An 18,986-nucleotide genomic window follows, 5' to 3' on the forward strand; every position below is an offset into this window, starting at 1 on the left:
CACCACTGGATCTTATTTTACTGAGTCTGTTTAAGAAAGTGAAGTAGATCGGAAGGATGGGTGAAGACAGCATCAGGTTCAGTTGTGTATTCTGAAGATTGGTATTCTGGCAGCCATTTAGCACCTGCCGTCGTCACATTTGCCCGCCTACCAGCATGAATATCACCGTCGCTGTCTCCTATATACATAGACTGGTCACTTTTCATATCCATTTTTGATAAAGCCTTAAAAATGCCTTCTGGGTTGGGCTTATCATATTCTGTGTCATCACCTGTGATCATAACATCAAAAAGGCTGGTCATTTTCAGTATTTCTAATGATGTCTCAAAGCTTCTGCTTGATTTTCCAGTAACTACTCCTAATTTCATTCTGTGATTTTTCAGCTTGAAAAGCATGTCTTCTATATCTTTGTTTCTGTTCACTAAGTGAGAATGATGGGTTTCATACACTTTATAATAATATTCTATTGCTTTTTCCACTTGATCACTGTTTAAGTGCTTTTTAATAATCTCTGGTTCAGGAGGTCCAAACAAGTTTTTGACTTCCTCATCAGACAGACTTTTGTTATCAAATTCTTGAAAAACATGTTTAAAACCAGCATAATTCACGGGCAGCGTGTTGGCTAATGTTCCGTCAAAGTCAAAAATGATAGCCTTCATATTATCAACTGCCTTTCGTTATTCATATAAATAATCCGAGCCAAACAGCTGCGGTCATTGCTAATAACAGTAATATTTTTTCATATGCTGAGACTTGCTTGAAGTCATTAATATCCATTTTTCCAATGATAATAACAGAGACACATAATATCAGAAGCAAACCAAGTGCAGCAGGAAGGCGGTCAAGTCCCAGCCAAAACCCGCATAAAGCAGCAAAAATATAATACATTAACGCTGGAAAACGAATAAAAGAGGAACCGAATTTTTGTTCACACCAAACCACACTCGTTTGTTTCATAGGTGTTGCATTTTTATCCGCACGTATATCGGGAATGTGATGCACCATAACCCAGCTAATGCAAATGAGGGCGTTGATGACGGCATTTTGGAATGCCCAGTCTGGAATGTTGTCTAATGTTAACCATGCACCGGCTAGCCCAAGGAACAGAACAGACGGAAAGGTGCACAGCCATTCTCCAGTAAATGGACGGTAGCTTAGCCGTAAGGGCGGTAAGGAATAAGTAACTGCTCCCCATAATCCAACCGCTAACAAAACAGCCAGCCGATAAAAATCAAATAAGATAAAAATAAGCAAAACGAAAACAAGTGTAATCATCAGCCATATTCCAACCAAGCGCATCTTTTCTATAGTAATAAATCCTTTTTGAATGACACGGCTGCCGCCTGATAATATCGCAGGACTATGTATATCCGTTCCCGATAAATGATCAACATAATCGTTTAAAATATGTGTGAGTACGCCGTGTATCAAAAAGGCACTGAACAAGAGAAGAAAAAAGAGAGGAATCAGCTCTTTTGCAGAAATAGGATAATATAAAAATAAAGGAAGCATAGAAGAAATAATAGCAGCCACACTTGAAGAAATAACCGCTATCGAACGCAGCAGCAGCCATCCTCCTTTAAGAGGGGAAATTTTTCCGATACTATCCACTTCCTTTCTTCAAATAAACATATAATTTCACAAACCACGCGGTTTATTTATTGTCTCATGAAACGTTTTGATGGCACAGCCTTTTTAAAAATTTTACGCTTAAAAAAAAAGTGTCTTTAGATTTAATGCCTAAAGACACTCCATATAAAAACATTAAGAATTTTTTTGTTAAAGAAACGAAGTAAAGTAACAGTCTAAAACTTCCGCGGGGCAAGTAAAGTTTTTCTAATAGTTTTATAAAGCCAGTTTACATTCCTTATTAAATAACCCCTTGCTCAAGCATGGCATCGGCTACTTTTATAAAGCCTGCAATATTAGCTCCCACCACAAGATTATCGGGATGCCCGTAATTTTCTGCAGCTTCTACGCTGTTTCGATAAATAGTGGTCATAATTTCTTTTAATTTGGAATCTACTTCTTCAAAAGACCAGGAAAGTCTCATGCTGTTTTGAGCCATTTCTAAAGCTGAAACAGCTACACCACCAGCATTTACAGCTTTTGCTGGACCAAAGAGTACACCCTTATTTTGGAAGACTTCTATTGCTTGTAAGGTTGATGGCATATTTGCCCCTTCTCCTACAGCTTTGACACCGTTCGCCACTAGTACTTTCGCTGCTTCGACATCAATCTCGTTTTGAGTAGCACATGGAAGGGCAATATCACAAGGGGTAAGCCAAATATCAGAGCATCCTTCATGATATTGTGCGTCTGGGTGTTCATCGACATAAGCTGAAATTCTTTTTCTTTCAACTTCTTTGAGCCGTCGAACAGTTTCTACATTGATGCCGTTTGTATCATAAACATACCCGTTAGAATCACTGCACGCTATTACAGTAGCTCCCAATTGCGCAGCTTTTTCCATAGCATAGATAGAAACATTTCCCGAACCTGAAACAACGACAGTACGGCCGTTAAAACTAAGTCCTTTATCTTTTAACATTTCTTCAACAAAATAAACGGTTCCATATCCAGTTGCTTCGGTTCGGGTTAAACTTCCGCCATATCCAATTCCTTTCCCTGTTAAAATTCCGGCTTCATAACCTTTTTGAATTTTTTTGTATTGTCCGAACATGTATCCAATTTCTCTTGCACCAACTCCAATGTCACCAGCTGGCACATCTATATCTGAACCGATATGTTTAGACAGTTCCGTCATAAAGCTTTGTGTAAACCTCATCACTTCTCCATCTGATTTTCCTTTCGGATCAAAGTCCGCCCCGCCTTTTCCTCCGCCGATAGGAAGACCGGTAAGTGAATTTTTGAATATTTGTTCAAACCCTAAAAATTTAACAATACTGGCATTAACGGAAGGGTGAAATCTAAGGCCGCCTTTGTAGGGGCCAATCGCACTATTAAACTGCACACGAAAACCCCGGTTAACCCTCACTTTTCCTTCATCATCTACCCAAGGAACACTGAAGGAAATAACTCTCTCTGGTTCTGAAATTCGTTCAAGGATGCCATTTTCCATGTATTTAGGATGCTTAGCAAATACTGGAACCAAAGATTCAAATATTTCTTTGACCGCTTGGTGAAACTCGTTTTCATTGGGGTTTCGTTGTTTAATGGTTTCAAACACTTGGCTTATGTAAGTTTCAGCTGATTGTGTATCTGGAGTAGTTTGATTAATAACTGTTGGCATTCTCCGATCCCTCCGCATTTATTCAATGATTGATTTTTTGTAGAAAAAGAATTTTGTTATGGAGTATTTTATAATTATTAGCTGAAAAGAAACAATATAAATTATAGATAGGTTTCATGCGGTTATGAGATGAATGAATCGAAGACACGGCTGAATGGGGAAAATTATTTATTCATTTTTAACATTGAATAGTTGGAGGAAAAGGATCTGGACTTGTATTTTTTATTCACTTCCTTCATTTTTTTCTTTCTTTCTATCTCAGACATATCAGGTTTTACATAATCCTCACGAAGTACTTTTTTTTGCCAATTGTTCCAGTTATGTTCAGTCATCTGCTCTCACCTTTTTAACTATTATTAATTTTCGTACTTTTGATTAAAAAATTTGATATAATAACGAATCGATTGCCCGTTAGGAAAATGTTATTTGTTTAACGGTTGATTTACGTGTATTTTATTATGTAGCCAATCATCTAATCAATATGAATAACAGATAATAATGATATCGTATTGAGATGATTAAAGGAGAGAAGAACTTGTGGAATTAAGACAATTAAAGTATTTTATGGAAGTTGCCCAACGTGAACATATGACAGAGGCCGCTGAAAATCTGCATGTTGCACAATCCGCTGTAAGCCGTCAAATATACAATCTCGAATCAGAACTGGGGGTAGACCTGTTTGTGAGGCAGGGACGAAGAGTCCGTTTAACCCCAATAGGAAGAATGTTTTTAGAGAGCTCCACTCAAGCGATGAAAATGCTCGAAAATGCCAAGCGCGAAGTGAAGGAACATTTAGATCCGGAAAGAGGTACCATCCGAATTACCTATCCAATCAGTGTGGCTGCTTATACGCTCCCAACAGTTATTTCATCTTTTCGGGAGAAATATCCAGATGCTCGATTTCAGCTAAAACAAAATATATATTATGATGTCATAGAAGAAGTGGTAAACGGCGAATACAACATGGGACTGCTTGCTCCAGTGCCCAAAAACAACAAAAAAGTAGAAGGATACACGTTATTTACAGAAAATGTGATTGCGCTTTTACCAAAAAATCATTACCTGGCTGATAAAGGTACCTTGCAGTTGACCCAATTGAAAGAAGAGTCATTTATATTGCTTCCTGAAGGGATGTATTTTCGTGAAATGGTTATAGAAGCGTGCTTAAAACAGGGGTTTCACCCAGAAGTAGCTTTTGAAGGTGATGATGTCGATGCTTTAAAAGGGCTGGTTTCAGCTGGATTGGGTATCGCTTTGATTCCTGAAATAACTTTGGTTGATACTACGCCGCGTTTTACGGTGAAAAAACCAATTACAGATCCAGATGTAACCCGTAGCGTCGGAGTCATCGTTCCTAAAGAACGACAGCTTCTTCCTACGGAATGTTTATTTTTTGATTTTCTTAAGGAGTTTTTTTCCAGAATGGAAGAATATTAGAAACCATTTCTAAGATTAAAATATACTTATATATTTTTATGGAATAATATTTTGTGATAAGGAAATAGATCATTTTACTGAGTGCTGTTCATAAGGAATAACAAATAAACCATCGTTTTCTAACCATTCGGCAAAAAGAACTGTTTCTATATTAGCTATTCCTTGTCGTTCTAGTTGATTTTTCAGCCATTCTTTATCTTTTTCAATTTCTTGTAAGTTAGCATGAAGTAATTCTCCATCTCTTATCAAAGTCACTGGCAAATAAACGGAATGCGGGGGGAGATTTAAATCTTGCAACGTCGTTTTTTGATATGGTGACTTTTTTAATATACTTATGGCACCGTTTGGTTCAATAAATGCATAAGCTACTTCTCGGATAGAAAATACTTCACTTTGTCGAAGCAAACTTTGTAATTGATTGATGTTCATACGATTATTCTTTAATTGATCAAAATCAATTTTCCCGTTTCGAATAACCATAGAAGGTTTCCCATCAAACGCGTGACGAAACGGCAAAAATTTCTGTGATAAGTATTCTACTGCAAATAATAATCCTCCCCATAAAACCATTGTATATAAAACATGTAAAATGGCGGTGTTTTTTTGGTAAACAGCATTGCCTAATAACTCACTCAAAACAATAGCTGCAATAAAAGTAAACGGTGTAATTTGATTTATTAATTTTTTTCCGACAATTCTTATTAAAAGAAAAAGAACGAAGAATCCAATGATAAGCTTTAACGTGATGGATAAAATTATAGAAACTCCCTCCCAATCTAAGTTTTATTTAACGTTTTCACATATCCATAATTTCCAAGTTTACAATGACAAATACATGGAATCTATAAGATAATAAATCTATTATTAAAGCATAAAGCTATTCAAAGGACGTTTTTTCAACATAATAATTAAAAAGCAGAAAACCCCCTTCCGATAGCTTCTATTTTATCGATAAAGGGGCTTTTTTCACTTTGATTAAACAGCTGATTCTTTTCCTTCTGCTGTATTTGTTTGCTTATTCTTTTTACTCCTTTTTCCAAAACCAGGACCAGCTGCGGTAAACAGCCGATAAACAGCAGGAATAAGCAGTAAAGTGATAAGTGAAGCAAAAAGCAGGCCGGAAATAATGACAGTTGCCATTGGGGCTTGATAGTTACCGGCTGTACCTGAAGCCAGTGCGAGCGGAAGCATTCCGCCAGCAGTAGTTAAGGTAGTCATTAAAATAGGGCGTATCCGATTTCTGCCAGCTTCAATAAGTGCTTCTGTCACACTATATTCCTGCCGGCGAAGCTGATTGGTTCTATCTATAAGCAAAATAGCGTTGTTTAAGACAATTCCGATCAGCATGATGACACCCATGCCAGACATTATGCTAAGTTCGCGCTGCGTGATTAACAACCCTAATACAGCCCCAACGAAAGTCATTGGAATGACTGACATAACAATAATAGGATGGATAAGGTGGTTAAATTGAACAGCCATCACTAAATAGACTAAAAAGATGGCAATTCCAAGTACAAACAACATTTCCTGTATAAGTTCCTGCTGCTGCTCAAGGTCTCCAGCAACGGAAATACTATAACCAGCCGGTGTGTCAAAGTCATTAATTATTTGTTGTACATCTCGATTAATTGTTCCAAGGTCAGTTTCTTCTATATCTGCCGATACCGATAAAGAGCGCTCCCCATTAACATGTACAATCTCGTTTGGCCTTTCGACACGTGTTAACTGCACAAAACGAGATAAACTATCTTCTCCTTCAGCAGTTGGAACGTCTAAATCAAGCAGATCAGAAGCTGAATCGGTTTGTTCGTCCCATTTGACGGTTAAAGGTACATTTTCTTCATCAATGGTCATTTCACCAAGCGGCATCATGAAAAATACCTGCCCCATAAACTGTCTAATTTGAGCTTGGGATAAACCAGCTTCTTCTATTTCTTCCTCATTTAATTCAATCAATTGCTCTGGTGAGGTTCGTTCCATTGAATTCGTTACACCGACCACGCCATCGGTTTCTTCTAATTCTTTTATGAAATCATCCATAATTGTATGCAATTCCTCAAAATCTTCTCCCTTAATGTTTACCTGTACGGGAGCCGCTGTCTCACCGGACATAACATCTTGCACACTTTCTATAGGGTGGGAGTCTTCGAGTTCGCGTAAAGAACGGAAAATATCCTCATTTACTTCCTTTTGGTCTCTAGTAATGTCATCTTCTTTTGTCATATTAATTATCGTGTAAAAGATACTTCCGTTATCAATAATATAGCTTGATTTAACGTCGTCGATAGAGTTTAGAGTATCATACATACTTGCTACAAGGTCTTCTTTGTCATCTGGTGTAATCCCTGTTTCTAAATCTACCATCAGTTCTGCATATCGATTAAACATATCTGGCATGATAGTCATTGGGATTTTTTGCACAAACATGAAAGATCCGGCAAACATGAGGACAAACATTCCAATGACAGCAGCACTGTATCGTTTTTTCTTTACGAGTCGTGAAATCAAACCGGTGTACCCTTTTAATAACATTCCGTCCTGTTTCTCTCTTTTTCTTTTTCGAAGTTTAAGAAATTTTTCAGAAAGCGAAGGAATTAACGTAAAAGATACAAGTACCGAGCTGATAAGAGTTATAGCTACGACAGCGGAGAGCATGATCATAAACTGTCCCATCTCACCGCCAATTAGACCTATCGGAAGGAAAACAACGATGGTTGTTAACACCGAAGCGATAACGGCGGTCGCAACTTCTTTTGTTCCTTCTATAACAGCCTCAAGCGGCGGTAGCCCCTGCTCTTTTTTTCGGTAAATAGATTCTAAAATAACAATCGACGAGTCGACCATCATTCCTATTCCTAAACCAAGACCAATTAAGGTCAATATGTTAATACTGTAGTCAAACATCCACATCGAGGCAAAGGTAAGCAAAATAGAGGTTGGAATTGAAATACCAACGATAAAGGTAGCCCGGACGTTACGCAAAAACAGGAAAAGCATAACGATAGCAATGATACCGCCAAGAAGAATATTATTTGTGACACCATCAATGGAATCTTGCACATAATCGGCTTGTGCAACCATTTCATGCAATTCAAAACCATTAACGAGCCCTTCGTCTCTTATATTTTGAACTTCTTCTCGTACCGCCTGTGCCATATCAATTTGAGTAACATCAGTGGAACGACCAACTTGCACAAACATAAAATCTTTTGTACCGTTTTTCCAAACAAAAGATGAATTTTCAATAGGTTCTAGTGAGACGTCTGCAATTTCGCTCAGTTCGATGAACTCGTTTTCTACAGGAATTTTAATATTCTCCACATCTTCAGCAGTTTCTAAGGTCGTATTCCAGCGTAAGGAAGGGGAGTCGTTATCTTCGCTTAATTCTCCTAATGTGGCTGCGTTGTTCGCTTGTTGAATGACATCGGTCACTTGCATCACATCAAGACCCAGGCTGTTTAATTCATCTTGACTGAATTCTATATTCATTTCCTGTTCGACCGTTCCTGCCAGCTCAACGTCTCGAACTTCTGAAAGTTCCTCCAGTCTTGGTTTAAGCACATCTTTGGCAAAAGCAGTCATATCATCCATATCACCGCCTGAGACATCCATGTAAAACTCATAATCTTGAGTAGTACCGTATTGTAAAGCTTCAGTGTTATTGATATCTTGATTTTCAGAAGCTGAAGCATTCACAATGGATTCTACTTCATTGAAACCGTCATCACCGCCGCCTTCTTCAAAGGTTAATTGAAAGGTAGTTCGGCCAATTGTTGTGGTAGAATGCATGTCTTCTAGACCATCTATTCCTTGTAATTTTTGTTCTATAGGCGAAGTAATGGTTCGTTCCATTTCAATTGCAGGCAAATCTCCAGCACTTATTTCTACATAAGCACCATCCATTTTGATATCAGGAAGCAATTCTTTGTTTAATTCAAAAACAGCATAACTTCCAATCATTACTGCTAAAACAGCCATTAATCCAACTAAAATTTTACGTTTTACAATAAATCTCAACCATCGCATAAAACTCCCCCTTTTGTCTGCTCCCATCACCTCTCTTATCATATCGTTTTATGAAAAATTTGGTATTAAGCTGAAGATGTATTTTATCTCCGTCTTAAGGCCTACATATTTAAGGTTCTGGAGTAATATGATTCATTGATTAGAAAGTGAAGACCATAAAGAAAAGATTGGTGCCATGACCTGTCTTCTGCCGGCTATAAAGTTCCAAAAAATAATTATTTTTACAAACCAGCTGCCAAAGAGGTCCTTCTAATAAAGATATAATTTTCAGAAAAGTAAGTGAAAAGTGTTGACAAAAATGTAAGCGTTTTATAACATGGACAGTAGCAACTAGAAAATGAATATTGATGGATTGTTAAAATACGACTCCATTCCATACCAGAATGGAATCTCGGATCTAAAAGCCAGTCCATCTTCCTTTTAATACAAATAATTGTATTAATGTATAGGGAGAGGACTGGCTTTTTGCATGCTTTTAAAGGAAAACGATTAGGTGAACGAAAAAGGGGAGGGAGATAATAATGGATTTTCATTTTTCGGAAGAACAAGAAATGGTGAGGAATATGCTTAGAAATTTTGTGGATAAAGAAATTATTCCAAATATGAAGGAGTGGGACGAAAAGGGGCATTTTGAATCATCCATTTTTAAGCGTTTAGCAGAACTTGGCATGATGGGCACTTGTATACCTGAGCAGTACGGCGGCAGCGGAATGGATTATAATACGCTTGCAATTGCTTGTGAGGAGTTGGAACGAGGGGATACGGCTTATCGAACAGCAATTTCTGTCCACACAGGATTAAACAGCATGACTTTGCTGCAGTGGGGAAACGAAGAACAAAAACAACGAATTCTGACTCCTCAGGCAAAAGGGGAGAAAGTAGGTGCGTTTGGATTAACAGAGCCCAACGCAGGCTCTGATGTAGCAGCTATGAATTCTACTGCAGAAAAACAAGGAGATTATTATGTTTTAAACGGTTCCAAAACGTGGATTTCTCTATGCGATTATGCGGATCATTTTTTAGTTTTTGCTTATACCGATAAAAAGAAAAAACATAAAGGCATATCAGCATTTGTGGTGGAACGAGACAGAGAAGGTTTTTCTTCTAAAGCAATTAAAGGAAAACTGGGCATTCGCGGGGGAAATACAGGCGAAATATTCTTTGATAATGTGAAAATACCAAAGGAGAATTTAATCGGGGAAGAAGGAGAAGGTTTTAAAATTGCAATGTCAGCGCTTGATAATGGAAGATTTACCGTGGCTGCAGGCGCGTGCGGTTTGATTATGGCTTGTCTTGAAGCTAGCGTGAAATATTGTCACGAGCGTAAAACATTTGGAAAAGAAATCGGAAAACATCAGCTCGTTCAGCAAATGATCGCCAAAATGGAAGCTGGACTTCAAATGAGCCGGCTGCTAGTTTATAAGGCTGGGGAGTTAAAAAATGCTGGCAGACGTAATACCCGTGAAACGTCGTTAGCAAAGTGGCAGGCGTGTGATTTTGCTAATGAAGCTGCTAATGATGCAGTGCAAATTCATGGGGCTTATGGATATTCCAATGAGTACCCTGTCGAACGTTATCTTAGAAATTCAAAAGCACCGGTTATTTATGAAGGAACCCGTGAGATTCATACAGTGATGCAAGCTCGTTATGTATTAGAATATAACGAAGATAAGCCATTAAGAAAAATGCTTCCGTCCTGGCCTTTTGAAGAAGAAAAAATAAAATCTTAAGATGGGGGGAGTATCATTTGAATCAACCGCTGTCGGGAATAAAAATTTTAGACTTATCCCGTGTATTAGCAGGACCACTTGGATCGATGCAGTTAGCTGATCTCGGAGCAGAAGTTATTCGGATCGAAGCCCCTGAAGGAAAAGACGATATCAGGCATTGGTGGCCGTTTGTAAATGAAGAGAGCACTTATTATTTATCTGCGAATCGTAATAAAAAGTCAGTTACGATTAATTTAAAAAAAGAAGAAGGAAAAGCATTATTTAAAAAAATGACGGCTAAAGCTGATGTTATTATCGAAAATTTCAAAACCGGGACGCTTGAGCGATTAGGATTAGATTATAATACAATGAAAAGACAAAAGGAAGACATTATCCTTTGTTCGGTAACCGGGTATGGTCAAACAGGACCATATAAAGATCTGCCAGGCTATGACCCGGTTATTCAAGCTGTGGGAGGCCTTATGGATATTACCGGCCATCCTGATTCCGAGGCAACAAGGGTAGGCACTCCGGTCGTTGATATCATGACCTCTCATTATGTGGCCATAAGTATTCTCGCAGCGTTAAGAAAACGGGATATGAGCGGAGAAGGGGAGCATATTGATTTATCTCTTTTAGATATTCAAGTAGCTTCTCTTGGAAATATTGCAAGCAGTTATTTGTTAACGGGACACATTTCTAAAAGAATGGGGAATGCCCACGGAAACATTACACCATATGAGACATTTCAATGTGCGGATAAGCCAATTATGGTGGCGGCAGGAAATGATCGTATGTTTAATCAATTAGCTGAAATCATGGGGCGACAAGAATGGAAAGGGGATCCACGGTTTAAAACGAATGCGGACCGGATTAACAACCGAGAACAATTAAGAAAACTACTTGAAGCAGAGTTTTTAAAAAAAGACGCAGACCAATGGGAAGAACTTTTATCAACTGCTATGATTCCGTGCGGTCCGGTTAATAACGTAGAGCAGGTTTTTAATCACCCGCAGGTGAAAGCGCGTGATATGATACAAAAAAGCAGCCATCCCTCTCTTGGAGAAATAAAAACGGTTAGAAATCCTATTAAATTTAAAAACACAAAGGTAAAAGCAACATCCCATCCTCCTATACTAGGGGAGCATACCGTTGACATATTAATGGATTATGGGCTGTCTGAAAGCGAAATAAAGGAGCTAAAGGAAAATGGAGTGATTTAAACGTTAAAAACAGGAGGTTCTATCCATTAAACAGCAATCCATTGTACAATAAAGGAAGAAGCTGGAATGATGGGAGGACTACAATGGCTAATGTTCATACTTGTTTTATAGCTGGGCATGCCAGACTTCCGCAAGGAATGGCAGCTCAAAGCATCTTCAACTCTCTTACGATAACTGCAGAAGTGGACCGCAAATATGGGGTAATAATCGAAGCATCCTGTACGCTAGCAACTGACCATGGCCGCCAGTACATTCACGAAATATTAAAAGGGATCAGCATAAAAGATGGTGTGGAAGACGCGGAAAAATTAATCGAAACACATTATAAAGGAAAAGCAGCAAATGCATTAGTAGCTGCCCTGAAAGATTTATACCGCCAATACGAAATAGCAAAAGAAGATGAACAATCAAATAAAACCATTTAAAGGAAGAGGGAGCTGTCTCAAACGTTAGTTTAGTATGATGGTCATCTAGCAGCTGGAGTATGGGAGATTCCTGCAGGTAATCGAGTTTATTCCAGTGCGTTTACCGACAACTGCTTTATGGGACAGCACCGTCCTCTTTTAATTATTGTTTAATGGTCTATCTACCGATGAGGTATTGAACGATTATTGTAAAGCAGCTTTAAGATTAATGATTCCATTACCATAGTAAGAGGAATCACCTAATCGATCTGCTGTTGAATTTAGCTTTTGGCGTATTTCTTCATTAGATAAGGCTGGATTATTATCAAGCATGAGTGCTGCTGAACCGGCAACGTGAGGAGCCGCCATAGACGTACCATCAAAGGCTTGATAGTTATTATCAGGTGTCGTACTTAATATATTGACTCCTGGAGCCATCACCTCCAACTCCTCTCCTACACTAGAAAACGATGCACGAGTGTCATTTTCATTTACAGCACCAACGGCCAAAACCGAATCATACTTCGCTGGATAGCTAATGGTATTTAAAAAGAGTAAAGAGCCAGAGTTTCCAGCTGCCGCAATGACAGTAATGCCAGCTTCATTTGCATTGCTGCTTGCCTCTTTGAGTGTTTGAGAACCTATCGTGCCGCCAAGACTCATATTAACAATATCTATATTATTATCAATAGACCACTCCAATCCTTGTTCAATACTGCTGAAATCTCCACTTCCATCGGAACCGAGCACTTTTACGGCATATATTTCAGCTCCATGAGACATTCCGAGCACCCCGCTGTTGTTATCCACGGCAGCTACTGTTCCGGCAACATGGGTACCATGGCCGTTTCCATCTGTTTGTGGATCAGGCTCACTCTCAACGAAACTAGCACCTCCTGCTACTTGTAAATCTTCGTGTTTGCCGTCTATTCCACTATCAAGCACAGCAACTTTACATGCTTCCCGTGTTTCCATCACCATGCACATCAGAAGCTTTAAGTCTATTTAATCCCCACGGTACCTCTTGTTCCAATGCTTCCATTTCTTCATTTTCTTCAATAAATTTAACATTAGGGTTATTTTCAAAGGCATTTGCAGCTTGTTTAGGAATAATTATTTCTAAAACATTCATATGTTTAAATTCATGTTCGATTTCTCCGTTCGCTTGCTTTACTTCTTGAACTTCTTTTTCTCCAATAGCTGTGTTAAAACCGATTAAGTATTCTTCTTTATCTACTTGTTCCGCTTGAACTTGTCCGGTAAAGATAAATAGTCCGATCACTAAAGCAGTACCAGGTTTTTTACCCAAATTTTCTTTTATCATAAAAAATACCTCCTTGATTTAATAGATTAATTAAAATAGAGAAAGAGAAAGATAAAATTTTTAAATAATTGAATAAATTTCAGAATTCATTTCTATATCATTATAAACGAACGTTGTATAAAACTTCTTTGTTATCGTTGAAAATCAAAATAGCACTTATGAAATTGATTCAATTAAAATGAGAGAATGCTAGAAGGAAAAAGTAAAAGGTTATCACTTTTTATATAATAAGACTTGCAAGTATGCATATCATTTGTTTTGGTAACTTTCTACATCTGCTGGCAGGTCCTGAAGAGAGAATAAATCCTATCATCTCTATGTCAGGAAATTGTTGAGTTTTATAGTATTACTATGTTCCAAGCAGGACATAGGAAAGAGGGGTTAATAAATGAAAAAAATGAACAGACCAAACCTTCCTTTGACTGCAGAAGAAAGAAAATCTTTGCGTAGAAATGGAGTAACTCTTACGATGATTCATACTTATGAAACAGAAGACCTCCGTTTAATGCTGCGTTGTTCAAAGGAGCGGGCAGAAACATTAAGAGCGTTGGCTGTCTTTCAGCATATACCATCAATAGGATTAAAAGGAGCAGAACAGGTTGTTTATGGGTTAGGGGTGCTGTCGCTGCAAGAGTTAGCAGAGAAAAGCGGAGCAGACTGGCTGGATGAACTCGAACAAAATCTAGGTGTTTGGACAGACCCATGTGTAGAAGATCAACTGCGCTGTATGGTGCACCACGCCCGCCATCCAAACAGCAGCAGAAAATGGTTCGATTTTACAGTAAAACGAAAGGAGTATCGGGCGGAGTATGGATACCCAGTAGAACGTCCTGAAAGGGCATGGTATGAATAAAAAAACCTGCTGAGATGAACAGAGCATTCATTCCGCAGGTTTAGGTTTTACAAATGAAGAAAAACTACTTCCAGACGTCTGAGGCAATATCTGTTACATGTCGAAGTTTTGTCCATTGCTCTTCCTCTGTCAGCAAATTTCCTTCTTCTGTGGAAGCAAATCCGCATTGAGGGCTTAAGTTAAGCTGATCTAAAGCTACATATTTAGAAGCTTCTTCAATGCGGCGCTTTACTTCCTCCGCCGATTCAAGTTCTCCGGACTTAGAAGTAATCAAGCCTAGTACGATCTGCAAATCTTTTCGCTTAACAAAGCGAAGCGGTTCAAAACCTCCAGCACGGTCACTATCATATTCAAGGAAAAATCCATCGATATTCAATCCGTCAAACAAAATGTCAGCAACTGGCTCATAACCGCCAGAAGAAATCCACGTAGAACGGAAATTGCCCCGGCAAATATGCATCGTAATTTTCATATCAGCGGGCCTGTCAGCAATCGCTTCGTTGATCGTCTTTTTATACCAGGATTTTAACTCTTCTGGATTACGACCGCGTTCTTTAATTTTTTCTAGTTGTTCATCAGAACAAAAGTAAGCCCAAGATGTGTCATCAAGCTGCAAGTAACGGCAGCCGGCCTCATAAAAAGCTTGAATAGCTTGTTTGTATGTAAAAGCTAAGTCTTGAAAGAATGCTTCGTCACTATCATAAACGTTTGTATCTATGTCGCTTCGAAAGTGCAGCATACTTGGGCTTGGTATCGTCATTTTTGCTGTATGATCACCAGCTGCTTTCTTTAAAAAAGTAAAATCATCTACCATTGGATGATTGGAAAAACCAAGTTTCCCGGTTACTTTAATAGCACGTGATTTAGTTTGAGTATTTTTAAATTGAATGCCGCTGTCAGCGTTATATCCTTCGACGCCATCAAGGTTTTCAAGAAAATCAAAATGCCACCACCCTCTCCGGAATTCTCCATCCGTGACAGCTTGAAGACCAGCTTCTTTTTGCTTTTCCACGATACGAATGATCTCTTCGTTTTCTACATCCCGCAGCTGTTTTGCAGTAATCTCTTCTTTGTCGTACTGGGTACGTGCTTCTTTGATACGTTCAGAACGCAATAAACTGCCAACATGGTCCGCTCGGTATGGTGGTTGATTAGAATGGTCTGTCATCACTACATTCCTTCCTTCTTTATTAAATATGTAGAAAAGAGTAACAAACTTTATTTGACATGTAAATCGAATGATTTGTACATAGAAAAGATAATGTAATGACTTTTTACCTAAAAATGTGTTACATAATCTAACATTAATGTAGAGTTTTTGATTCTTAAGTGTTAATTTTATTTTAGTTGTTTCAACTATAGACTCTCATCTTTGCACGAAAGGCATGGTTCAATATGACTATTCAAAAGAAACTGCTGATCGGGTTTGGTTTTGTTCTAATTATTGCTATGATTGCTTTTATTAGTGTTTATTATTCGTTAATAAAAGTCGGAGATTCTTATAATGAATTAGCAGATGAAGAAATGGAAAAATTAACATTGGCTCAAGAGATTCAATATGAAGACTTAGCTTTATCAAGTGCCGTAAAAGGATTAATTATTGCACCAGGTAATGAAAAAGACAGTCAAAGCTATGAGGAAAATGCCGTACAAATTGAAGAAAATATTGAAGAAGTATTAACTCTTATTTCTGATGAAAGATCAATGGAACTGTTAGAAGAAGTCAATAGCCATAATACTCAATTAATTGAACTAGAAGACCAAATGATGGCTTTAGCGCAATCAAATAGAGAGACTACGTTAGATATTTATAATGGAGAATATTCAGATCTGCGCACTATTTTTAATGATAATTTAGAAGAATTTAAGCAAATTCAACAAGAAGCGATGGACAGCAAAGTAGCTGCAGACGAAAGAATGATCCAATCGAGTGCTGTTTATGGAATTATAGCAATCATTGTTATGCTAGGAGCAGGGGTTATTTTATCAATAATGATAGCAAGAAAAACGACAAAACCATTAAAAATGGTTGTAGAAAAACTTGAGGAATTATCACGAAATGAAGGAGATTTGACAGCCAGGCTTAACATAAAAAGTAAGGATGAGGTTGGACAGCTAGCCAGTGCTTTTAATGGTATGGTAGGAAACATTCAAAAGCTGATTCAGCAAGTAAAACATAATACAGAAGAAGTAGCGTCTTCTACAGAAGAGCTCGCAGCAAGCAGTCAGCAAAGCCAAGAGGCAACGAATCATATCACAACATCCATTCAGGAAGTAGCCAGCGGTGCGGAAACACAATCGAGTGTTTCCGAAGAAAACACTTCTATTGTTAAAGATATATCTCAAGGCGTCAGTAACATTGATTCACTTACATCTTCGGTTCTCGATTCTTCTTTAACGATGACAGAAGAGGCAAAAGAAGGGCAGCAGATCGTTCAAAGGTCCATCCATCAAATGAATAAAGTAGAAAAAACAATGGGAAATGCAAGTGAAAAAGTAGGAGAATTAAATAATCTTTCTGGTGAAATCGGACAAATTTCCAATTTGATTACAGATATTGCAGAGCAAACTAACTTACTTGCATTAAATGCGGCGATTGAAGCAGCCAGGGCTGGTGAGAGTGGAAAAGGCTTCGCCGTGGTTGCTGAAGAAGTCAGGAAACTAGCAGACGAATCGAAGACTTCCGCTTCTAAAATTGATGAGTTGATTAAGGAAGTTCAAACATCGACTTTTGAGGCCGTGCAATCAATGAATGAAGGAACTTCTGAGATGCAGGTTGGCATAAATGATGTGCAAGCAGCAGGAAGTGTTTTTGAAGGCATCATTTCAGCTGTGGAGAATACAACAGAACAAATTAAAAGTGTTTCCTCTGCTTCCAATAAGCTTTCAACGGGTACAGCCAACATTCAATCATCTATCAACCATTTAGCTGAAGTCTCAAAGGCCTCTACAGATCATTCTCAACAAGTAGCAGGAGCAGCTGAAGAACAGCTGGCTTCCGCAGAAGAAACACAATCTGCCATTGAAAATTTATCAAATATGGCGGCTGAATTGCAGAACCATGTCGGCCGCTTTAAAGTATAACCAATTATAAAAATAGCAGGTTGCCCATAAAGGAACCTGCTATTTTTTCTAATATTTAATTTAACGCATTCACCACTTTTTCTGCAGTACTTCTGCTTGATTGTGGGTTTTGACCAGTAACAAGGTTCCCATCCGCAACGGAAAAATCGGACCATTTGTCGCCGCGCTCAAAATTTGCTCCTTTTTCGCGCAGCTCGGTTTCAAGCATAAATGGCATATGCGTATCTAGCTGCATTTCCTTTTCTTCTTCATCTGTAAAGGCAGATACTCTCTTTCCTTTCACAAGCGGTGTGCCGTCAGCATATGCTGCGTTGACAAGCCCCGCCGGCCCATGACAAACAGCACTAATGACTTTATTATTTTCTGCAAAGTGCTGCAATACGGTTTGCAGTGTTTGGTTATCTGGAAAATCGAACATCGTTCCATGTCCGCCAGGGAGGAAAATGGCATCAAAATCTTCTGTGTCATTTTCGCTCAACACGGCTGTATTTTTTAGTTCTTCTTCTGCTGTTTTCCATTCAGGGCGCTCTTCAATGCTGTTTGGGTCAAGCGGAACTTCTCCGCCTTCAATGCTTGTGACCTTTACGTCATAGCCATTGTCTTTAAAAACATTGTACGGAACAGCAAACTCCTCAAGCCAAAGCCCCGTTTTGTGGTCATCTGTAATTGTTGTATGATTGGTTACAACCATGAGAATGTGTTTTGACAAAATAAAAACCTCCCTTTATTAATACAATCTTATTGTAAATTCTAGAAAATAAATTGTACATTATATTGCTTAGAAGAATAGGTGAAAATACATTGATATTTTCCACGTAATAGTATCAAACATCTGATTAATCTTTATTCTTTAAAAAGAGAAAGTTAATTTACGGGTTAAAAATTTGTACAAAAAAGGATGAATTTTTAGAATATTATTGACAATATATGATATATCATATATTTTATAGTTAAGTTAAAAAAAGGAGCAATTAAATGACAGTAACTAAAAACATTTACACTACCAAGTCAGATTATGTACATCAATTTTTGAAACGTAAAATATTGGACGGTGAACTATCCATGGGTGAGGATATAAACATTAGCAAGGTTTCTAAAGAATTAAATGTTTCTATTATCCCTGTGCGAGAAGGTTTAAAAAGACTAGAAACGGAAGGTTTAGTTGAAGTAATTCCTCATAAAGGAGCACGTGTCAAAACTTTTAATTCAGAGAAAATCAGAGAAATATTTGATATTCGGGCAGTGTTAGAAGGGCTTGCAGCAAAAACCGCTATTTCTAATATGGATGCCGACAAAATTAAACAGTTAAAATCAATGACTGATAAAATGAAAGCGTATGCAATAGAAGGTAATGATAAGGAATTTGGTCAAGCGAACAAAGATTTTCACCGATACATTTATAAAAACTCCGTCTATCCAAGACTATATGATATGATTTTTAACCTTTGGGAAGGAAGTTGGACCCAGGCAGTTTTTGCATTTAGTCCTGAAAGAATGCTTGCATCAGTAGAAGAGCATTATGAAATTATTAAAGCAATGGAAGAAAAAGATGAAGAAAAAACAGAACATTTAGTTAAATTGCATAAGTTGAATACGGCTGAACTGTTTGTAGAGGTCTCGAAAAAAGAGGAAGGATAAATGTTATATTGTCAACTTTTGTTGAAGCCATT

Annotated in this window: 17 protein-coding genes; 7 read left to right on the forward strand and 10 right to left on the reverse strand. The window is 38.0% G+C overall.

Translation table 11 applies throughout. The features are described from left to right. Window positions 1–17: 17 nt before the first annotated feature. From FZF09_RS00955 to FZF09_RS00970, 4 genes are all read right to left on the reverse strand, one after another. Window positions 18–659, reverse strand: a complete 642-nt coding sequence (locus tag FZF09_RS00955; protein WP_158734696.1) for an HAD family hydrolase — start codon at window positions 657–659, stop codon at window positions 18–20. A gap of 22 nt (window positions 660–681) precedes the next feature. Further along, window positions 682–1,611, reverse strand: coding sequence for a prenyltransferase (locus FZF09_RS00960; protein WP_233269357.1), 930 nt, complete (start codon window positions 1,609–1,611; stop codon window positions 682–684). A 259-nt stretch (window positions 1,612–1,870) separates the two neighbouring features. Further along, window positions 1,871–3,253, reverse strand: coding sequence for an NADP-specific glutamate dehydrogenase (gene gdhA / locus FZF09_RS00965; protein WP_158734697.1), 1,383 nt, complete (start codon window positions 3,251–3,253; stop codon window positions 1,871–1,873). Between the two features lie 164 nt (window positions 3,254–3,417). After that, window positions 3,418–3,585 (reverse strand): hypothetical protein, encoded by a 168-nt coding sequence (locus FZF09_RS00970; RefSeq protein ID WP_158734698.1) that lies wholly within the window; start codon window positions 3,583–3,585, stop codon window positions 3,418–3,420. A 205-nt stretch (window positions 3,586–3,790) separates the two neighbouring features. On the opposite strand from FZF09_RS00970, the gene gltC reads away from it, so the two are divergent. Continuing rightward, window positions 3,791–4,690, forward strand: a complete 900-nt coding sequence (gltC, locus tag FZF09_RS00975; RefSeq protein ID WP_158734699.1) for a glutamate biosynthesis transcriptional regulator GltC — start codon at window positions 3,791–3,793, stop codon at window positions 4,688–4,690. Window positions 4,691–4,759: 69 nt separating this feature from the next. Here gltC and FZF09_RS00980 read toward each other — a convergent pair whose 3' ends face one another. Next, window positions 4,760–5,449: a DUF421 domain-containing protein gene (locus FZF09_RS00980; protein ID WP_158735008.1), complete on the reverse strand. Its 690-nt coding sequence runs from the start codon at window positions 5,447–5,449 to the stop codon at window positions 4,760–4,762. A 216-nt stretch (window positions 5,450–5,665) separates the two neighbouring features. Then, window positions 5,666–8,719, reverse strand: coding sequence for an efflux RND transporter permease subunit (locus FZF09_RS00985; RefSeq protein ID WP_158734700.1), 3,054 nt, complete (start codon window positions 8,717–8,719; stop codon window positions 5,666–5,668). A 521-nt stretch (window positions 8,720–9,240) separates the two neighbouring features. Here FZF09_RS00985 and FZF09_RS00990 point away from each other — a divergent pair. From FZF09_RS00990 to FZF09_RS01000, 3 genes are all read left to right on the forward strand, one after another. Next, window positions 9,241–10,449 (forward strand): acyl-CoA dehydrogenase family protein, encoded by a 1,209-nt coding sequence (locus tag FZF09_RS00990; protein ID WP_158734701.1) that lies wholly within the window; start codon window positions 9,241–9,243, stop codon window positions 10,447–10,449. Between the two features lie 17 nt (window positions 10,450–10,466). After that, the gene (locus FZF09_RS00995) at window positions 10,467–11,651 is read left to right on the forward strand and encodes a CaiB/BaiF CoA transferase family protein (RefSeq protein ID WP_158734702.1); all 1,185 of its coding nucleotides are present in this window, start codon (window positions 10,467–10,469) and stop codon (window positions 11,649–11,651) included. An 83-nt stretch (window positions 11,652–11,734) separates the two neighbouring features. Continuing rightward, a complete protein-coding gene (locus tag FZF09_RS01000) occupies window positions 11,735–12,076 on the forward strand; it encodes a DUF3870 domain-containing protein (RefSeq protein WP_158734703.1) in 342 nt (113 codons plus the stop codon). Between the two features lie 183 nt (window positions 12,077–12,259). On the opposite strand, the gene FZF09_RS01005 is transcribed toward FZF09_RS01000, so the two are convergent. Both FZF09_RS01005 and FZF09_RS22725 read right to left on the reverse strand, forming a co-directional pair. Next, window positions 12,260–13,030, reverse strand: a complete 771-nt coding sequence (locus FZF09_RS01005) for a S8 family peptidase (protein WP_233269358.1) — start codon at window positions 13,028–13,030, stop codon at window positions 12,260–12,262. Further along, window positions 13,008–13,379 carry a hypothetical protein gene (locus tag FZF09_RS22725; protein ID WP_233269359.1) on the reverse strand — a complete coding sequence of 124 codons (372 nt, stop codon included), beginning with the start codon at window positions 13,377–13,379 and terminating at the stop codon, window positions 13,008–13,010. The genes FZF09_RS01005 and FZF09_RS22725 overlap by 23 nt, the downstream gene beginning before the upstream one ends. Window positions 13,380–13,767: 388 nt before the next feature. On the opposite strand from FZF09_RS22725, the gene FZF09_RS01010 reads away from it, so the two are divergent. Further along, on the forward strand, window positions 13,768–14,232 hold the full coding sequence (locus FZF09_RS01010) for a helix-hairpin-helix domain-containing protein (RefSeq protein ID WP_158734704.1): 465 nt from the start codon (window positions 13,768–13,770) through the stop codon (window positions 14,230–14,232). Window positions 14,233–14,296: 64 nt separating this feature from the next. Here the strand turns inward: FZF09_RS01010 and FZF09_RS01015 are convergent, their stop codons facing one another. Then, window positions 14,297–15,400 carry a 5-methyltetrahydropteroyltriglutamate--homocysteine S-methyltransferase gene (locus FZF09_RS01015; protein WP_158735009.1) on the reverse strand — a complete coding sequence of 368 codons (1,104 nt, stop codon included), beginning with the start codon at window positions 15,398–15,400 and terminating at the stop codon, window positions 14,297–14,299. Between the two features lie 227 nt (window positions 15,401–15,627). On the opposite strand from FZF09_RS01015, the gene FZF09_RS01020 reads away from it, so the two are divergent. After that, window positions 15,628–17,316 (forward strand): methyl-accepting chemotaxis protein, encoded by a 1,689-nt coding sequence (locus FZF09_RS01020; protein ID WP_158734705.1) that lies wholly within the window; start codon window positions 15,628–15,630, stop codon window positions 17,314–17,316. A gap of 55 nt (window positions 17,317–17,371) precedes the next feature. On the opposite strand, the gene FZF09_RS01025 is transcribed toward FZF09_RS01020, so the two are convergent. Beyond that, window positions 17,372–18,025: a type 1 glutamine amidotransferase domain-containing protein gene (locus FZF09_RS01025; protein WP_158734706.1), complete on the reverse strand. Its 654-nt coding sequence runs from the start codon at window positions 18,023–18,025 to the stop codon at window positions 17,372–17,374. A gap of 266 nt (window positions 18,026–18,291) precedes the next feature. Between FZF09_RS01025 and FZF09_RS01030 the strand changes: the two genes are divergently transcribed. Next, window positions 18,292–18,954, forward strand: a complete 663-nt coding sequence (locus tag FZF09_RS01030) for a GntR family transcriptional regulator (RefSeq protein ID WP_158734707.1) — start codon at window positions 18,292–18,294, stop codon at window positions 18,952–18,954. The last annotated feature ends 32 nt before the right edge of the window (window positions 18,955–18,986 follow it).

Source organism: Alteribacillus sp. YIM 98480 (assembly GCF_009765375.1).
Taxonomy (GTDB): domain Bacteria; phylum Bacillota; class Bacilli; order Bacillales; family Marinococcaceae; genus Alteribacillus.

Excerpts from the sequence above, each read along its gene's own strand:
- FZF09_RS00955 (WP_158734696.1), bottom strand. The coding sequence starts at position 659 with ATGAAGGCTATCATTTTTGACTTTGACGGAACATTAGCCAACACGCTG.
- gdhA (WP_158734697.1), bottom strand. The coding sequence starts at position 3,253 with ATGCCAACAGTTATTAATCAAACTACTCCAGATACACAATCAGCTGAA.
- FZF09_RS00970 (WP_158734698.1), bottom strand. The coding sequence starts at position 3,585 with ATGACTGAACATAACTGGAACAATTGGCAAAAAAAAGTACTTCGTGAG.
- FZF09_RS00985 (WP_158734700.1), bottom strand. The coding sequence starts at position 8,719 with ATGCGATGGTTGAGATTTATTGTAAAACGTAAAATTTTAGTTGGATTA.
- FZF09_RS00990 (WP_158734701.1), top strand. The coding sequence starts at position 9,241 with ATGGATTTTCATTTTTCGGAAGAACAAGAAATGGTGAGGAATATGCTT.
- FZF09_RS01000 (WP_158734703.1), top strand. The coding sequence starts at position 11,735 with ATGGCTAATGTTCATACTTGTTTTATAGCTGGGCATGCCAGACTTCCG.
- FZF09_RS01005 (WP_233269358.1), bottom strand. The coding sequence starts at position 13,030 with ATGGAAACACGGGAAGCATGTAAAGTTGCTGTGCTTGATAGTGGAATA.
- FZF09_RS22725 (WP_233269359.1), bottom strand. The coding sequence starts at position 13,379 with ATGATAAAAGAAAATTTGGGTAAAAAACCTGGTACTGCTTTAGTGATC.
- FZF09_RS01010 (WP_158734704.1), top strand. The coding sequence starts at position 13,768 with ATGAAAAAAATGAACAGACCAAACCTTCCTTTGACTGCAGAAGAAAGA.
- FZF09_RS01015 (WP_158735009.1), bottom strand. The coding sequence starts at position 15,400 with ATGACAGACCATTCTAATCAACCACCATACCGAGCGGACCATGTTGGC.
- FZF09_RS01020 (WP_158734705.1), top strand. The coding sequence starts at position 15,628 with ATGACTATTCAAAAGAAACTGCTGATCGGGTTTGGTTTTGTTCTAATT.
- FZF09_RS01030 (WP_158734707.1), top strand. The coding sequence starts at position 18,292 with ATGACAGTAACTAAAAACATTTACACTACCAAGTCAGATTATGTACAT.